Source organism: Acidisarcina polymorpha, assembly GCF_003330725.1.
Classification (GTDB): domain Bacteria; phylum Acidobacteriota; class Terriglobia; order Terriglobales; family Acidobacteriaceae; genus Acidisarcina; species Acidisarcina polymorpha.
Genome location: NZ_CP030840.1, coordinates 6,414,705 through 6,432,460, shown reverse-complemented (window position 1 = coordinate 6,432,460; position 17,756 = coordinate 6,414,705). Strand labels below are relative to the sequence as shown.

The 17,756-nt window shown below is 58.0% G+C and carries 12 protein-coding genes; 6 read left to right on the top strand and 6 right to left on the bottom strand.

What is annotated here, in order from left to right; genetic code table 11:
- Positions 1-93: 93 nt before the first annotated feature.
- From ACPOL_RS27350 to ACPOL_RS27335, 4 genes are all read left to right on the top strand, one after another.
- Entirely contained in the window at positions 94-1,116 is a 1,023-nt protein-coding gene (locus ACPOL_RS27350) for a M20/M25/M40 family metallo-hydrolase (RefSeq protein ID WP_114209858.1), read from the top strand.
- 8 nt (positions 1,117-1,124) lie between these two features.
- Positions 1,125-1,592, top strand: coding sequence for a hypothetical protein (locus ACPOL_RS27345; RefSeq protein ID WP_150133148.1), 468 nt, complete (start codon positions 1,125-1,127; stop codon positions 1,590-1,592).
- A 170-nt stretch (positions 1,593-1,762) separates the two neighbouring features.
- A complete protein-coding gene (locus tag ACPOL_RS27340; protein WP_236657073.1) occupies positions 1,763-2,167 on the top strand; it encodes a hypothetical protein in 405 nt (134 codons plus the stop codon).
- Positions 2,168-2,252: 85 nt separating this feature from the next.
- Positions 2,253-4,382: a thioredoxin domain-containing protein gene (locus tag ACPOL_RS27335; protein ID WP_114209856.1), complete on the top strand. Its 2,130-nt coding sequence runs from the start codon at positions 2,253-2,255 to the stop codon at positions 4,380-4,382.
- 90 nt (positions 4,383-4,472) lie between these two features.
- On the opposite strand, the gene ACPOL_RS27330 is transcribed toward ACPOL_RS27335, so the two are convergent.
- The 6 genes from ACPOL_RS27330 to ACPOL_RS27305 all read right to left on the bottom strand — a co-directional run bounded on the left by ACPOL_RS27330 (position 4,473) and on the right by ACPOL_RS27305 (position 13,936).
- Positions 4,473-6,035 (bottom strand): DHA2 family efflux MFS transporter permease subunit, encoded by a 1,563-nt coding sequence (locus ACPOL_RS27330; RefSeq protein WP_114209855.1) that lies wholly within the window; start codon positions 6,033-6,035, stop codon positions 4,473-4,475.
- Between the two features lie 192 nt (positions 6,036-6,227).
- Complete coding sequence (locus ACPOL_RS27325) at positions 6,228-6,656, bottom strand: ExbD/TolR family protein (protein ID WP_114209854.1); 429 nt, start codon at positions 6,654-6,656, stop codon at positions 6,228-6,230.
- Positions 6,640-7,386 (bottom strand): MotA/TolQ/ExbB proton channel family protein, encoded by a 747-nt coding sequence (locus ACPOL_RS27320; protein WP_236657072.1) that lies wholly within the window; start codon positions 7,384-7,386, stop codon positions 6,640-6,642. Before ACPOL_RS27320 ends, ACPOL_RS27325 begins: the two co-directional genes overlap by 17 nt.
- Positions 7,387-7,505: 119 nt before the next feature.
- Positions 7,506-9,098, bottom strand: a complete 1,593-nt coding sequence (locus ACPOL_RS27315) for a flavin monoamine oxidase family protein (protein ID WP_114209852.1) — start codon at positions 9,096-9,098, stop codon at positions 7,506-7,508.
- 135 nt (positions 9,099-9,233) lie between these two features.
- Positions 9,234-12,650: a TonB-dependent receptor gene (locus tag ACPOL_RS27310; protein WP_114209851.1), complete on the bottom strand. Its 3,417-nt coding sequence runs from the start codon at positions 12,648-12,650 to the stop codon at positions 9,234-9,236.
- A gap of 524 nt (positions 12,651-13,174) precedes the next feature.
- Positions 13,175-13,936 carry a hypothetical protein gene (locus tag ACPOL_RS27305; protein ID WP_114209850.1) on the bottom strand — a complete coding sequence of 254 codons (762 nt, stop codon included), beginning with the start codon at positions 13,934-13,936 and terminating at the stop codon, positions 13,175-13,177.
- Positions 13,937-14,509: 573 nt separating this feature from the next.
- On the opposite strand from ACPOL_RS27305, the gene ACPOL_RS27300 reads away from it, so the two are divergent.
- Both ACPOL_RS27300 and ACPOL_RS27295 read left to right on the top strand, forming a co-directional pair.
- Positions 14,510-16,471 carry a non-ribosomal peptide synthetase gene (locus ACPOL_RS27300; protein WP_114209849.1) on the top strand — a complete coding sequence of 654 codons (1,962 nt, stop codon included), beginning with the start codon at positions 14,510-14,512 and terminating at the stop codon, positions 16,469-16,471.
- A 4-nt stretch (positions 16,472-16,475) separates the two neighbouring features.
- Positions 16,476-17,732 (top strand): cytochrome P450, encoded by a 1,257-nt coding sequence (locus ACPOL_RS27295; RefSeq protein WP_114209848.1) that lies wholly within the window; start codon positions 16,476-16,478, stop codon positions 17,730-17,732.
- Positions 17,733-17,756 lie beyond the last annotated feature (24 nt).

The following is a 17,756-nucleotide window of genomic DNA, read 5'->3' as shown; positions in this document are numbered from 1 at the left end:
TTTCGGTTCTAATTCCCATTCAGTGGCTGTCGAGTTACTGGCTCTATTGTATCGACGTGGTCTCCAGGCAGGGGCCATGTATTCTGGGTCTTGATGGCACTCGATCCGGTTCATCTCACACGCAGTTTGATCGACATCGAATCGATCACCTATAACGAAGGCGAAGTCGGCGTCTGGCTCGAGAGGTATCTCTTTGGCCTGAAATTCGAGGTGGAGCGAATGGCCGTTCCGCAGCCGCCGGAGAGCCGTCAAGCCGGCGACCGTTTCAACGTGTATGCCTCGACCGACGGAGTTCAGCCGGACGTAGTTTTATCGACGCATATGGACACCGTGCCTCCATTTCTTGCGAGCAGCGAGGACCAGGAGTTCATCTATGGCCGGGGAAGCTGCGATGCCAAGGGAATCATTGCGGCCCAGACGGCGGCGGCGGTTCGCTTGCGAGAGATGGGCATCAAAGTCGGACTACTGTTTGTGGTGGGCGAAGAGCGCGATTCGGCGGGAGCCCGGGTGGCGAATGAACACCCAAAGGGAAGCCAATTTCTGATCAACGGGGAGCCGACCGATAATCGCCTGGCATTGGCCTCAAAGGGAGCATTGCGGGCGACGATCCGCGCTTCAGGGAAAATGGGTCATTCAGCCTATCCGGAGCTTGGAGAAAGCGCGATCCATAAGCTCGTCTTGGCTCTGGAGCGGGTGCTTGCGCTCGATCTCCCGATGGTCGAGGATGTCGGATCGAGCACGCTGAATATCGGGATGATCGAGGGCGGGCATGCTCCGAACGTCATTGCCGACGCGGCCGAGGCGCATGTACTGGTGCGGTTGGTCGGCCCTTCTGAAGAGCTTCGAGCGAAGATTGAGGCAGCGGTGGAGGGACTGGCAACGGTCGAGTTCACGCTGGAGATTCCGTTCATCCGCATGCGAAAGATCGAAGGCCTGGAAACCATGGTGGCCGCGTTCACGACCGATATCCCGGCGCTGACCAATTGGGGCGAGCCGCTGTTGCTGGGGCCTGGATCGATCCATGTGGCGCACACTCCATACGAGAAGCTGGCGAAGAAAGAGTTGTTCCAGGCGATCGATCTTTATACCGAGGTCGCAGTACGACTGCTCCGATGAGCCTCAGGGTGGCTGGGGCAAGAATTCGAAGATCGGTGCTGGCGGTTTTTCTGGGCTGGGCGTCAGCCATCGTGGTGACGCTCCCGATCGTGCTAGTGAGAATGCTGGGGAACCGGGATGGCGGTCTGCAGCCATTGACGGCGTCGCTGTGCTGGGGCGCCGCAGTGTGGCTGGCTTGGACTTTGCCAATTGCCGGGTTAGGGTGGCTATGCGGGATGCTGCCAGCTGCCCTGCTGCTTCGAGAGGAATGGTTGCTGAGCAATCAGAAGCGCACCATCTGGCTCAGCGCGGCGCTGGGGTGGACCGCGGTGCTGGTTGAGTTCAAGGTGTGGAGACTTGTGTATCCCGACACCGGTCTGGGGGTCTATCTCTTCACACTTTATTCGCTGTTGCTGGTGATCCTGGCAACGGTGGCGACCGCGGTTTACATGAGCCTGACGTCTCATCCCCCCACGGCGAAGGGACGGCTAACTTGATTTGCTCCGAGAGCAGTAGAGTGTCAGCGGATGATGTTTTCGGCTGAAGCGCTTCTCGGAAAAAAACCCTGGATAGTGAAACTTTTTGGATGATCTATCTTCGGCCGTGACCCTGCATAGATTGAACAACTCTGGGACGTTTTTACGCCTTCTAAGCTGCAGAGGTGTAAATGTACGTGCGCAGATTAAAGTATGCAGTGATTTCTGCATTCGCTGGTCTTTCCGTTCTTGCAGCAGCTGGCAAGCCTTCCGAGGCTCAAGTCAGCGTCAACATTGGAGTCGCACCGGTATGCCCTTATGGCTACTATGAGGCTCCGCCATATGCGTGTGCTCCCTACGGGTACTATGGACCTGAGTGGTTCCCGGGTGGAGTGTTTATCGGTGCTGGTCCCTGGTTCCATGGCCCGCACGACTTCCATGGCTATGTCGATAATCACTTTCATCCCGACCATGGTTACCACGGTCCGATACCGCATCCCGGCGATCGAGTGGAAGTAGGCCGAGAGCATCCTCCCGCCAACTTTCATGGCAATGAAATGCATGATGGACGCGGCCACATTGGCGGCAGGCGCTAGCTGAGCCCCGGTTAGAGTCGTTCGGCGAGAGGAGTGTGGTTTCGCGAATCCTCGCCTTTCGCCGAAATACTCTAAACTTGAAGCGATGACTACTGATTCCACAGTTCACGCCTCTAATAACTCTCTGAAAGACGCTTCTTCCGCCTACCTTCGCTCGGCCATGCATCAGCCGGTGCAATGGCATGAATGGAGCGAAGAGGCGTTTGCGAAAGCTGCTCGCGAAGATAAGCCCATTCTCCTGGATATTGGCGCGGTCTGGTGTCACTGGTGCCATGTGATGGACCGCGAGTCCTATGAAGACCCGAAGTTGGCGGCCGTCGTCAATGAGCACTTCGTTGCCATCAAAGTCGATCGGGACGAACGGCCGGATGTGGACAGCCGCTATCAGGCGGCGGTCCAGTCAATGAGCGGACAGGGTGGGTGGCCGCTGACGGCGGTCTTGACGCCCGATGGCAAGCCGTACTTTGGAGGAACGTATTTTCCTCCGGAAGAGCGCTATGGCCGGCCGAGCTTCGAGCGGGTGTTGCGGACCATGGCCGAGGTGTGGAAGAAACAGCGCACCGAGGTCACCGACACGGCTGGAAGCGTGATGGCGGCGATCGAACATGGCGAAACGTTTGCCGGCCGCTCCGGGCAGTTGAGCGCGACATTGGTCGATAAGCTGGTGAGCCATGCGGTGGGGCAGTTTGATGCGCAACATGGCGGGTTCGGGTCGCAGCCGAAGTTTCCGCATCCCTCGGCGCTCGATCTGTTGATTGATGTTGTAGGCCGTACCGGCGACGAGGCTGCGAAGAAGACGGTAGTGGTGACGCTCGAGAAGATGGCGCTGGGCGGAATCTACGACCAGCTCGCCGGCGGGTTTCATCGCTATTCGGTGGACGAGCGATGGGTCGTGCCGCATTTCGAGAAGATGCTGTATGACAATGCCGGGCTGTTGAAGAACTATGCGCATGCTTACCAGACATTTGTGAATCCGGAATTTGCGCGAGTGGCGAAGGACATCATCCGCTGGATGGACGAGTGGTTGACGGACCGGGAGCGCGGCGGCTTCTATGCCTCGCAGGACGCCGACGTGACGCTTGATGACGATGGGGATTACTTCACCTGGACACGCGAAGAGGCGGCTGCGGTGCTGACGCCGGAGGAGCTTTCCGTCGTGGAGCTGCACTATCACATCGGCCATGTGGGCGACATGCACCACAATCCGCAAAAGAACGTCTTGCATGTGAATTTCACGCTGGACGACACGGCGCGGCGGTTGAAGCTGCCGGTTCCGGAGGTGCAAGCGCGGATTGCCTCGGCGTCCAAGAAACTGTATGCGGCACGGCTGGAGCGGTCAGCTCCATTCCTCGATAAGACGATCTATACCTCCTGGAATGCGATGGCGGTCTCGGCTTATCTGCAGGCGGGACGGGTGCTGCATCTGGGGTCAACGGTCGCTTTTGCATTGAAGACACTCGATCGCATACTGGCCGAGGCTTGGAATGAAGAGTCGGGCCTGGCGCATGTGATTTCCTATGCCGGAAGTGACAAGCCAAAGGAACGGATTTGCGGGGTCCTCGACGACTATGCATTCACGGTGGAAGCTTGTCTTGATGGCTGGGAAGCAACTGGAGAGATAAAGTATTACAAGGCTGCCGAGCAGATAGGGGACGCGATGGTGGCGCGGTTCTACGATCTGGTCGGGGGCGGCTTTTTCGACGCCGAGCTGCCTACAGAAGGAAAGGTGCTGGGCGCATTGAGCGCGCGGCGGAAGCCGCTGCAGGATACGCCGACACCAGCGGGAAATCCTTCGGCAGTAATTGCGCTGCTGCGCCTGGAGCATCTGAACGGCCGCCAGGACCTTCGCGAAAGGGCAGAGGACACCTTGGAGAACTTCGCCGGAATCGTGGAGCACTTTGGATTGTATGCGGGGAGTTATGGATTGGCGCTGCAGCAATATTTACAGGCCCCGACGCAGGTGGTGGTGATTGGCGAAGGCGATGAGGCGCGTCGCCTGAAGGCAACGGCGCTGGCCGGTTACGCGGTGAACAAGAGCGTGATCCGCCTGGGCGCGGAGCAGATTTCGCCGCTGAGTTTACCGCCCATGCTGGCGGAGACTTTACCGGCGCTGCCCGGGATCGAGGATGGCGTGATGGCGGTCGTTTGCCGGGGAAATGCCTGTTTACCGCCAGTGCATGATGCGAACGCGTTATTGGCTGCCATGGCAGGGTAGCTTACCGGCGCATCGGGGATACAGGCGGGCTCGCATGGGGCTCGGCTCGCACGTGGCTGCACGGGTCTCAGCCGCATAGAGTTTGGTGGATCAGTGAGCCCCGGCGGGAGCCCGGCCCGGCTTCACTTTACGGAAGAGCCAGACGAGCGCCACGGCGCTGAAGCAGAGCAGCCCAGTCCAACGAAAAACGTCGACGAATGCCCATAACAGCGCTTGCGCATTGAGCTGCTGGTAGACCTGGCTGCGGGCTGCGGCGGTCGCGTTCGCGGGATTGGTCTGGCGGCCGAGATAACTGGCGATCTGACCAACGCGTTGTTGATAGTAGTAGCTGGACCGAGGCACGTAGTTCAGGATCTCGTTCTGATGGGAATCGGCGCGGCGTGTGAGCAGCGTCTGGGCCACCGAGATGCCGATCGAGCCGCCGATATTTCTCATCAGGTTGAAGATGCCGCTGGCATTGCCAATCTGCTCATTATGGAGCGTTCCATAGGCTTGAGTAGTGATCGGTACGAAGACAAAGCTGAGGGCGAAGCCGGTGATCACGATGGGGATGAGCAACGTGGTAGGACCGATGTCCAGATCGACATTGCCGAAGTAGATGGAGCAGAGGCCGAAGACCAGAAATCCGAAGGTCAGTAGATATCTTGGGTCGACTTTATTGCCCAGCCAGCCAATGATCGGCATGCCGAGAATGGACCCGATGCCGCGAGGGCCGGCGACCAGACCGGCGGTGAAGGCGGTATACCCGAGCAGCTCCTGATAGAAGAGCGGCAGCACGGTGATGGTGGAGTAGATCGAGACGCCGAACATGGCGATCAAGCAGCAGCCGATGGCGAAGTTCCAATCCTTAAAGATTCGCAGATTGACTAAGGGGTTCTTCTTTCGCCACGAGTGGACGAGAAACCACACGAAGGAAGTTACCAAGAAGAACGCGGCCCAGCGGATCCAAACGGCCCCGAACCAATCGTCTTCCTGGCCTTTGTCGAGGATGACCTGGAGGCATCCGGTCCAGACGGCGAGCAGACCGAAACCGATGTTGTCGAAGGGCGGCACCTTCGCGTTGGCGATGTAGGGAGGGTCCTTGACGAAGCGGCTAATCATGACGACTGCCACGATTCCGACGGGGATGTTGATGTAGAAGGCATAACGCCAGCTGTAGGTATCGGTGAGCCAGCCGCCGAGAGTGGGTCCAATGACGGGGGCGACCACGACGCCGAAGGCGAAGACGGCCATCGCCGCGCCGCGTTTCTCAGGCGGAAAGCTTTCGAGCAGGATGGCTTGAGAGAGCGGCTGCAGAGCGCCGCCGCCGGCCCCCTGAATGATCCGGGCGAGGAGCATGAGTGGCAGCGTCGGCGCCGCGCCGCAGAAAAAGGACGAAATCGTAAAGATAGTGACGCAACTGACGAGGAAATTCTTACGCCCGAATTTGAGCGCGAACCAGTTGCTCGCGGGGAGGATGACGGCGTTGGCGACCAGATAGCTGGTCAGCACCCAGGTGGCTTCATCGTTCGACGCCGAGAGGGAACCGGCGATGTACGGTAGGGCAACTGAAGCGATGGCAGTGTCAAGCACCTCCATAAACGTCGCCAGCATCACCGAAGTGGCGATGAGCCAGGGGTTCACTCCAGCATTCTGAGCTTGTTCAGGTGGCATCGAAGAACCAGCAGGCTAAAGAGTTAGAGCAGGGGCCGGAACGGTACATCGGGAAATTTTGATCTGAGTGTGGGATTCGTTGTATGCCGCTGCGGATGCTCACACGAGAGGCCGATGGCCGCCCCTCGTGCACATGTCGACCAAAGTCTGAGTTGGGGCTACGGCAGGAGTGTGATAGGAGGGGAGCCGAACCTATTTTCTGTTATCTAAAGGCTGAGTGACGATGCTGATGTTCGTGATGCCGGCTTGTTTCACGGCATCCATCACCGAGGCGAAGGCCCCGAAGGGGACTTTTTCGTCGGCTCGCAGGTAGATAACCTGCTTGGTTTCGTCTCCGTTCGATTTACGAAGGCGGGTGGGCAGGTCGGCCAGGTTGATGGGTTGGTCGCCAAGAAAAACGCGTTGTTCGCGATCGATGGTGACGACCTGGCGTTGTTCCGTGATCTCGCGGACGGTCTTAGTTTTTGGAACGGCAACCTCGATGCCGGATTGAAGCACCGGGGCAGAGATCATGAAGATGACCAGCAGCACCAGCACCACATCGACGAGTGGCGTGATGTTGATCTCGGCAAGTGCGGTCTGAGTGCGGAAGTTGCCCCCGTTACTAACGCTGAAGGCCACGAGCGGCCTCTCTTTCGGCTGGGTCTTGCGCGGGCCGAAGCGTGGAATCTTCCATGCTGTTGAGCAGCTCGCGGGCAAAGTCATCCATGCGCGCGCCGAACTCCCGCACCCGGGCCGTGAACTGGTTATAGGCGATCACCGCCGGCACCGCGACCACCAGCCCAGCAGCAGTGGTAATGAGTGCCTCGGAGATACCCGGCGCGACTGCCCGGAGGGTCGCGGTTCCCGCGGTGCCGAGACCGTGGAAGGCGTCCACGATGCCCATGATGGTGCCGAAGAGCCCAACGAAGGGCGAAACCGCCCCGATCGTGGCCAACCAGGTCATGCGGCGTTCCATGACGGTGAGGGCCTCGCTTGCAGCAGTCTGCGCGGAGCGCTCCAGAGAAACGATATTGCGCGGAGGTCCGGACCCTCCCGTCTGGCGCCGGTAGGTCTCGTAGACTTCGTCGAAGACGCTGACCAGGGGGCTAGGCTTGAACTGCTCGCTCACGGCGGAGATCTCCTGAAGACGGCCCGCCTTGCGGAAGGCGCGGAGAAAGCGCTGGCTCTGAGTGCGAGCTCGGCCGAAGCTCGACAGCTTAGCCAGAATGACGCCCCAGGAAAACAGGCTCGACAGCGCCAGAATGCCGAGCACGGTCAGGGCGATCGGACCGCTGTTTTGCAGCATTTCGACGATAGCGCTGCCACTGGCGGGCGGCGGTGCCGCCGCAGACGAGTCTGCCTGTAGCATGAGAATACTTGTAAAGCTGTGGATGAGTATCATTGCCCAGCTTTCACGTTAGCAGACTGGGCTGGGCGTTGAAAGTTGCTAGTGCAAATCCGGTTCCATCACAGGCGGCTTGTCTCTCCCTAACTCAGGGCGGCTGAACTGCTGAAGGGCGGATCCGGCCTCTTCTTCTCGACCTCGATGCCGATCTGGTTCATGCTCCGATACGCGGAGAGTGCAGCACCCTCTTGCCAGCCGCTCAAGTGGCTGGTGTAGTCCCCGGCGAAGTAGATGCGGCCGTCGGGTTCAAGCAGCCGCTGGATCGATTTCCCGCTGTAGTCGCTAAGCCAACCGCCCAGCGCGTAGGGGATTTTGCCCCAGTTGACGTAAAGCGGCCTGGTGAGTTCTTTACCGTGGCCGGGATGAAGCAGCTCGATCGCTTGGCGGGAGGCGCTTATTTTTGCCTCAACCGTTCTGAGATCGCCGAAGGGAGTGCCGGACTCGTTGTCGGCATAACCGCCAACGATGATGCCGGTGGGCGTAAACATTCTGGCGCTGGGATACCAGACGATCTCGACTGGCTGGCGAAGGTAAGAAATGCCACCGTAGATGTTGTAGTCCTGTTCCCAGAAGCGGCGAGACTCCCAGGCGATTTTGGAGGAGGAGTCATAGGCGCCGGCAGCGATCACCTCGCGGACATCCGGGGCAAAGTCGGCATCGATGGTTTGGAGAACCGGCAGGGGTATGTTGCAGATGCAGTAATCCGCCTTGATGGTCACGGTCTGGCCCGTCTTGCAATCCAGATAGGTGACGGTCACACCCTCATGATCGTGGCGTATCTTTTGGACGTCAGCCTGGTACCGGATAACATCTCCTAGTTGCTTGGCGAAGGCCTTCGGGATGAGGTCCATGCCGCCGACCGGCTGGAACATCGTGGCCTGCCAGTCGATGGCATCTTCCGAGAGCAAACCCTGCCATAGATCGGCATCGAGCAAAGCGTGCATCGGCAAGGGATCGATGGCGGTGGGATCTTCCTTGCCGGCGCCGGGTGGGATTTTGAATCCGGAACGGTCGGTGCCTTTGAAGAGAAAGTCGTGACTCAGGTCGCCATATTCGCGGAGGAAGGTGAGCATTCGCTCCTTGTCCTCGGAGGTAAGATCCTGATCGAGGGCGCCTTTGTTGATGGATTTGGCGAGAAGTTCGGAGACATGGCCCCGAGTGTCGTTGATCATCCGCCGTTGCTCGACCGCCGCGCCGCCGTTCAGCTTGTCGGATTGAAGAAGGGTGCAGCGTGATGTATTGACCTCAACCTCAAGCGGGATGTTGAGCTCGCGGCAATACCCAAGCATGGTGGTATGGATGGAGGGAAGGCGGCCGGGACCGAAGTTTTGATAATTTCCCTCCTCCCATTCACAGTTCTGAGTAAACCCGTCGGTGAACTCGATCTTGACACCGCGGCGGACGGTCCAGTTGCGGCCGCCGACGCGATCGCGGGCCTCGAGCAGAGTACATCGATATCCGAGCCTGCCGAGTTCATAGGCAGAGATCAGGCCGGCGATGCCTCCACCAAGGATCACCACGGTGGCGCCATTGCCTGGGACTTTTCTGAGCTTGGCTTGTTCGTGGGTCACCCCCATCGCCGGCAACAAGCCGAGCTGCTGCATGAAGGTGAAGGCAGCTCCATATCCGCCGAGCTGGCCAATGCGGGTGAGGAAGGCTCTACGGGTAACTGCCATCCTTCGGAGTAACTCCTCTATCGTCGAAATAGTGGGTTGAGACGAGCGAGATATCGGTGGGTAGTGCCTGGAAAAAGCCCGGCGCCCGCTGGGACGCGCGGGCGCCGGACTTTCGAAAAAGTAGCGAGTAAGCGTCTAAAAAATAATTTTGAGCGCGAATTGAGCGTTAAGCGGTTCTCCGGGGCCGATACCGGGATTACCCAGGTATGGTCCGATGGTCGAGCCGATCTGCCCGGTTTCGCCGGTGCTCGGGAAACCTAGAGGCGCGAGGTTGGTTCGATTGAAGATGTTGAAAATGTCAGCCCGAAACTGAGCAGTGACTCTTTCAACGATGGGAGTGTTTTTGAGAATGCTGAGATCCACGGCCGAGTAGCCTGGGTTATAGTTCTGTCCTCTCCTCGTTGGTGAATATTGGCCAGTAGGAGCATCGACGAATGCGCCAGGAACGAACCATTGAACGACCCCGGGACTGACGGCGCCGATTCCGTGCGGTTCAGCGTTAGGGTTAGCGACTACTTGGACGGCGCGGTCTGCGCTTTCGCCGTTGCCGCTAGGATTGCTGCTCGAGGTGACGGTGTAGGGGGTCCCGCCGTGGAAGCTCCACGCCGAGTTGAACTCCCATCCTTGGACCAGACGCTTCGGTCCACGGAAGTTGGGTAGAGCATAGTCGACATAGCTGACGAAGGAGTTCCGGACGTCATAGTCGGAGTTGCCACGCTCCGCTGTTTCGTTGCCTGGGTCTTGGGGAAGGTACGGAAGCAGACCGGTCTCGTAGTCGATAGCGTGGGACCAGGTGTAGGCGAATTGGGCAGTGAAACCGTGATAGCCCTGAAGCCGCAGGCTGGTTTGGAGAGAGTTGTAATTGGAGCCGAGGTTACTGGTGGCTTGATCGATGACGGAGAACTGTGGGAATTGGCTGAAATAGGGGCGGGAGCACTGGAGATCGTTCCCGGGCGTGGTCGGCGTAGCGCCGCTATACTGGGGCGCGCAGGTCGCGGAACCGTACGGTACTGCGACGTTCAGCGAGTTCAATGCTCCAGCGTTGATATCGGACATGCCCATGAGGTGGGTCCCCTTGGTGCCGACGTATCCAAGTTGCCAGACTACAGAGGAGGTGAAGCTCTGTTGAAGATTCAGATCGAACTCTTGCGTGTAAGAGGGGCGAAAGTTCTTGGCGAAGGTGGATATTTTAACCGAGCCTTGACCGGCGAGGGCGTCCCCGAAAGACTGGAAGATAGGTTGACCGGGTTGGACTACAACGTTCTGACCCTGCGCTTGGACAGCGATATCCGAGCCGGCCGGGTTCAGACTTGGGCTAAAGACCGAGATATTCTGCAAGCCGTTGTTTTGTAGCACTGATTTCATGTAGATGGAATCGTAGTAGAGGCCATAGCCACCGCGAATCACCATCTTGCCGCTTTCGCTCGGCTGGTAGGCGAAGCCGACCCGCGGGCTGACCGCTCCCCAGAATTTGTTATAGATGTTTGGAACATCCACGCCGGCGACGGCCAGTCCGCCCGGTAAGGAAGGATCGAAGGTGGAGAGGTTAGGAAAATCAGAATGGACCGGGCCTTCATAGTCGTAGCGGACGCCATAGTTCAGGCTTAATCGGGGGCTGACCTTCCAGTTATCCGCGCCATAGAGGTCCCAGGTGTTCACAAAGACCTGGCGCTTCGGATTACCAAGAACAATTTCCGAGGTGGAGGGATCAGGGCAACCTGCCAGGAAGTCGGCCAGAAAGGGGATGTTGGGATCGCTCGTCAGAGCGGCCGGGGCAGCAACGCCCTGGTTCTGGGTGGCAAGCGTGGCGCAGGCCGTGCCGCTTGTTCCCGTTGCCCACGGACCCTGCGTCCCATCGAAATAGATCGTGCCGCGCTGGCCGGTCTGGTAGAAGTCATCCACCTGCGCCTGCCGGAATTCCCCGCCAAAACTATATTGGTGAGCGCCTTTGGTCCAGGACAGCGCCTCGTCCAGGTGCCCGGTGATATCGTTGCGCCCGGAAGGGGCGGTAGGGCCGAGCGGGTCAAACCCAGTGCTGCTGGCGCTGAGGCCGACATTCGCGCCCGAGGGACCAATGATCAGATGGGGCGACCCGGGAAGCGAGGGATCGGTGACGCCGGTGTTCAGGCCGAGCCCGATCGGGTTGAAACCAGTATTTGCATCGCTAAACACCTGATTGAAGTAGCTGACGCCGGCCGATAACTGGTTGGTAATGGCGGTCGAAAAGACATGGTTATAGACGATCGAGTAATTCTGTACATGAATCGGCGCGTTCTCAAAGTAGTAAGGCAGTTCAGAGGAGGTGGGCGCAGTCTGCGTGCCCTGGCCGGCGAACCAGGAGGCCGCCAGGTGGTCGCGTTCCGTAAGTGTGAAGTCAATCTTAGCGATGCCGTTGAAGCTGTGGCCAGTAAGGTTTCCATTCGACTGGTAGTTGTCGGCAGAGGCAGGTCCGGTGAGCGCAGTCGCTGGCCACAGACCGGCAAGCGTGCCGTTTCCGTAGAGGAGATTATTCGCGACCGGGTTGTGGGGCACGCCATAAAAGTCGAGGAGCGAATAGGATGCCGCCTGGTACGCGGCCGACGGTTCGGTGGCCTTGTTAGCCGCGCCGATGAGAAAGTTCTGATGCTCGAAGGCTAGAAAGAAGAAGAACTTGTCCTTGATAACAGGTCCGCCGACAGAGAAGCCATAGTTCTGATTGCGGGAAGCCGGCTTGGTAGTCGAGAAGGGATTCATGCGCTGGAAGAATTCATTGTGATTGAAGTAGTAAGCGGATCCGTGTAGCCGGTTCGTGCCTGACTTAATCGTCAGGTTAGCAGTGCCGCCGGAGTTACGCCCGAGGGCGGTCGATCCCGCAGTCTCGAAAGAGAAGTTATCGATTGCATCGACCGGGAGGATGACACCGGCGATGGCCGAGACGCCGCCCTGATTCACGGCGGGAATGTTCCACCACAAATCGTTGTTATCCGTGCCTTCGATCTGCCAGTTGACCGAATTGGAACGGGTGCCGTTAACGCTGGCGTTGCCAGCGCCGCCGCCGGTCGAATAGCCCGCAAACCCGGGCGTCTGGGCCAGCATCTGGGTGAAGTCGCGACCGCTGTTGGGTAGGTTTTGCACCACCGCTTGGGGAAGGATCGTGGCCTGGGTATCGGTGGTCGTGTCTAGGGTCAGTGCGTCGGCGGTGACCTCGATCGTCTCCGACGAAGATGCAATGGTCAGCTTGATGGGGAGCGTATAGATTGCCCCCGCAGTTACCGAGACCTTATCAAATTTCTCTGTTGAGAAGCCCCTGGCAGTTACCGTCACGGTATAAGTCCCGAGCGGCAAGTTAGTGTAATTGAAGTCGCCAGCACTCGATGATATGGTGTCGTAGGCCGCGTCGGTAGCATCGTCAACGGCTTTAATAGTGGCGTTTGGGACTGTCGCGCCGCTGGAATCCGTCACCGATCCACTAATTCCTCCGCGAAAATTCTGCGCGTGAGCTAGTAGCGCTGACGAGGTAAGTGCGAGCAGGGAGATAAGGAAAAGTACTATAGGTCCGGTGCGGAAACGCATACGAGGGGCCTCCAGAGGGAAGAAGTTGATAGTCCGCCTGGGATGTGGAGAGGCCTCTTCAACTTAGCCTTCTCGAGCATCCAGGTAGTTAGAGGCGCTAGACTTGAATGCCTTATGCAATAAGCAGGGACAGCATCGACGCCTAAGTCACGCCTAAGAGCTTTGGGAGAAGCACTAACAATAAGTTCGGAGTGGCATGACCTAAACTAAAGGGGGTCACGATAAAATTGCAAGAATAAAATAGGCATTTCGGCGCTATCTGATCCTCGAACAGAACGCGAGTCCCTTTCATCGATGCGCGCCATAAAAAAGATTTATAGGCGATTTGAGTAGGTCCTAGAGAAGTCCGAAATCGTTGCCCGAGGTTGCTCAAGGCAAAGGATGGGCTGGCGCTCGTCGACGGGTGAACAGATCCCCGGAACCGTAAGTAACTCTAGCGGCCATAATGCGAATCTTTGGTATGACTCGCAAAGCGATTCTTAGGTCAACCGCGAATTCTTAGGTGGGAAGCGTCGCTGAAGCTCTCAATGAGTGCGACGAAGGTGGTTGCCCATGGAATGGGAAAGCTTCTCAAACTCGGGAGCGAATTCTTCGAAAAGGTTGCCGACAGCGAAGGTGCCCATCTGAATGCCGGTACGAACTCCAGCGTGCCTTAGGTCGGAGTAGTTGGAAGGCAAATAGGCGTTGCCGACGAATCCACCTGCTGCTGCGCCGATGAGATTAGCAAGAGCGGGACGTGCTTGCCCGGAATCAGAGCGGTCGATCAGGGTAAAGCCGATCGCGTGACCAACCCTGAAAGCGAAGCCGCGGTTCGCTGACGGATAATAGCGCGGATCTTCACGAAGAGCGACGTCCGCGACAAAGCGGCTGAATCCAGCAGTCTGCTGGCGGCCGAGTATGGCCAGATAGTTTCGCCCGTAGGCCGCGACGCCTTGTCTCCACGGATCGGGATAATGCTTGGGTGGCAGGATCATGGCGCCGGCAGCTTCGCCCGCTGGGCCGAGGACCGTGCCAAAACTGAGCAGATTGTGGAAGTAATAGCTGGCCTTGTCCCTGGCATCGAACTGGACGGGAGCAGTTGGGGCATAGTTCAGCACGGACGCGGTCGGAGAGGAGGTCTTTATCGAAGTCTCGCTGTTCGATCCGGCGGTAGCATCGGCGGCAGCAACGCTTTGAGCGCTTGCCGATGCCCCCGTTAAACAAGCGAGTGGCATGCAGCAGCAAACAATAAGGCCGAAGATGATGTCCGCAGGGCTGTAACAATGATGGCGCTGAAAATTTCGCATGATCCGGTTCCTTCAGAACGCAAACACGAGGATTTGGACTGAGAAGCCGTCCGCGCGCCACCCGATCGGCGATACGCACCAACTATAGGCTCAAAAGGGTGGAGATAGCTTTTTTTCTTACTCGCGCGAAATTTTTCCCGGCAGTCGGGGTTTATGGAAGTAGCTGCGTCTCAGATCAAGATTCGGCTGCGCATCCGGTAACCAGTTTGATTGTTACCTTACCGGGGAGAAATGTGAGTATGGCTACAGAACGGCAGTGTTCCGGCATAAAGATGCTGCTGCCTGGTTGAAGGCAGGAGGAACTAAACCGGTCATGCTGAGCGAAAAGGGTCGCAGGAAGACAGTAACGATGGATTTCGACCAGATAATTGTACGCCACCACGAACGATGCACGAAAGTAATTGACTGTTTACTCGATTCAGGGTTTTCTGTAGTAAGTTAGGTTCTGAAATGCAACATGCTGGTGGAAAAAACTTATCTACCTGAATATATAGATAGACATCCTGATTGAACGGTGAGATAATCCCGCCACTAAAGTGCGGCCCCCATAACACTTGTGCGAGGTCCATTAAAATGAAAGTCGATTTGCTGTCGCCTGGTTCGTCGCTGCTTGAGGTCAAGAATCATTCCAACGTCCATAATGGAGACGCACGGCATCTCCTTTCCGCATCGCTGATTGCCGACCGAATAGCGCTCCAGGCCTCGGTTGCACCCGATGCGCCCGCAGTGGTGAGCCCGGAAGGCGCGGTTTCGTATGCACAGCTGGACGCGCGAGCAAAGGCAGTCGCCGTCCGGCTTCGCAGCCTAGGAGTTCAGCCCGGCCAGCCAGTCGCTATTTACTTCGAAAGCTCGATCGATCTGATCGTGGCGGCTCTTGGGATCTGGAAAGCGGGCGGCGCCTATTTGCCGATCGACCCGGCTTATCCGGCGGACCGGGCGGCGTTCATCCTTTTAGATTCAGGCTCGCCGGTCTTGATCACTCGGCGGAAGCTTGCGCCGGCCCTCGGCAACGGCCCCTGGATCACGCTCCCGATCGAGGATATATCGCTGGTTGAAGAGGAGCCAGTAGAGAGCTTGTCCGCCCTCTCAGCGGATGATCTTGCATACGTTATTTATACCTCTGGCTCAACCGGCCAGCCGAAGGGCGTTGAGATCACGCACGGCAATCTGCTGAACCTTGTGGATTGGCACAATGGAGAGTTTTCGATTACCAAGGGTGACCGCGCCACCCAAATCGCTGGTCCTGGATTCGACGCTGCTGTCTGGGAGATGTGGCCTTATCTTGCGCAAGGCGCCTCGATTCATCTTCCTCCCCGCGAAGCCCGGCTTTCCGCCGCGCTGCTGGTTGAGTGGCTGGTTGCATCGAAGATTACCGTCAGTTTCGTGCCAACGGTCCTGGCTGAGGTGATGCTGCAATTGGAATGGCCTGCGAGCACCAGCCTGCGTTTTCTGCTGACCGGTGGAGATGCGCTGCATATCTATCCGCCAGCCAACCTGCCATTCGTGCTGGTCAATAACTATGGACCGACAGAATGCACGGTCGTCGCCACCTCCACGCCAATCGAGCCGAAGACGATCGAGTTGGAGACAGTCGATTCGGCGGTCGAACACAAGGCGCCTGCGATCGGCAACGCGATCTTGAATACCACCCTTTATATGCTCGACGAGTTCGGCAAGGAAGTTGCCGACGGTCAGGCAGGAGAGCTCTATATCGGCGGCCCCAGTGTGGGACGCGGTTACCGGAATCGTCCAGATCTGACGGCCGCGAGCTTTGTGAACGTGAACGTCGGCGGCCGCACAGAGCGGCTCTTCCGTACTGGCGACTTGGTCAAGAGGTTGCCGGATGGGCAGCTGGCATTCGTTGGCCGGGCGGACGATCAGATCAAGATTCGGGGATTTCGTGTTGAGCCCGACGAGATCGCTTTCGCCATCAATCGTCATCCGGCGGTCGCATCAAGCGCGGTCATTGCGAGGAGCGAGAGCGGCACGAAGCGCTTAGTCGCGTATGTGGTTGCCATCGATGGCGCGGAGCTGTGGGACCACGATCTTCGCGATATGCTCACCAAGAACCTGCCGGACTACATGGTTCCTTCGACGTTTGTACAGTTGGAGCGAATTCCGGTCACCGCTAATGGCAAGTTAAACAAGGCAGCACTTCCGACGCCGACCGACAAAAATCAGGTTCGGCGGGACAATTATGTAGCACCGCGGAGCGAGTTGGAAGAGATCGTGGAAGGCATTCTAAGACCGATTCTTGGTCTGGAGCGAATCAGCATTCACGATAATTTCTTTTTGCTGGGGGGCCATTCCTTGATGGGCGCTCAGGTAATTGCCAAGGTCAGGGACATTTTCGACGTCGAGTTGAACCTGCGCAACGTCTTCGAATGCCCCACGGTGGCAAAACTAGCGGCCAAGATCGAGGCGATACTCACCGCTAGACTGGAAGCGATGAGCGAAGAAGAAGTGAGTCAGGCGCTTCGCTCGCCGGCTGCCGCCGATATTCTTACCGGCAGTTCCAACACCCAGGCTGGGTGATTTCATGGCCGCCTTCGATCCTGAACTAAGCCTCACCCGGTTACTCAACCCGGAGGTGCTAGCTAACCCCTATCCCCTCTACGCGCGCCTGCGCGAGGAGGCGCCGGTCTACTTCGATCCCTTCCTGCATACCTGGGTGGTGACGCGGTATGCCGACGTATTCCAGGTGTTGATGACGTTTTCGGCGGACCGGACACCATCGCCGGAGCAGTTGAGCGCCATGGGTATGTCCTCCATCGGGCCGATTGCGCAGGTAATGGTCAAGCAGATGCTCTTCCTCGACCCTCCCGCCCACACTCGTTTACGCAGTCTGGCAGCGACGGTGTTCAGCCCCCGGAGAGTGAAAATACTGGAAGAACACATCCGCTCCATTGCGAACGACCTGATCGATAAGGTCCTCGCTCGAGGCAGGATGGATGTCATGACGGACATTGCGGAGCCGCTTCCCGCAATCGTGACTGCCGAATTGCTGGGAGTACCGGTCGAAGATCACGATCAGCTCAAGGACTGGTCAAAGGACTTCGCGGAGATGCTGGGGAACTACCAGCACAATCCGAATCGGATCCCGCGGGTTCTGAAGAGCACGGAAGAGATGACCAAATACTTCCGTGCGCGAATCGCCGAACAACGGGAGACTCCTCGCGAAGGGCTGATCCAGTCCTTGCTGGGAGCCGAGATCAACGGGGACCGGCTCACCGACGAAGAGGTAGTAGCGAATACGATCGTGACCATGGTCGGGGGTCAAGAGACGACAACCAACCTGATTGGCAATGGGATTTTGACCCTGCTTCGAAACCCTGAGGAAAAGAACCGCTTGATGTCTGATTACTCTCTGATCCCGTCAGCGATCGAGGAGTTGCTGCGGTATGAGAGTCCCAGTCAACAAACCGGAAGAATAGCTCGTGAGGATGTGGTGATCGGCGGTCAGGAGATTAAGAAGGGCCAAGCCGTTATCGCGGTGATGGCTTCTGGGAACCGCGATCCCGAACGCTTTTCAGATCCCGATACCTTGGATATTTCGCGGTCCGACAATCGACATCTTGCCTTTGGCTGGGCTGCGCATTTCTGTTTTGGCGCGCCACTCGCGCGGATGGAAGGCCAGATCATGTTGGAGACGATGTTGCGCAGACTGCCCGGCCTGGAGTTGGGAAGTAACGATCTCACCTGGCGCGACAATCTCGGACTCCGCGGACTTAACTCGCTGCCGGTAACATTCACATCGTCCGAGTCGAGTCTGGAACTGACGGGCCATCCCGCGTAGCGCAGAGCATTCCGGCAGAGTACG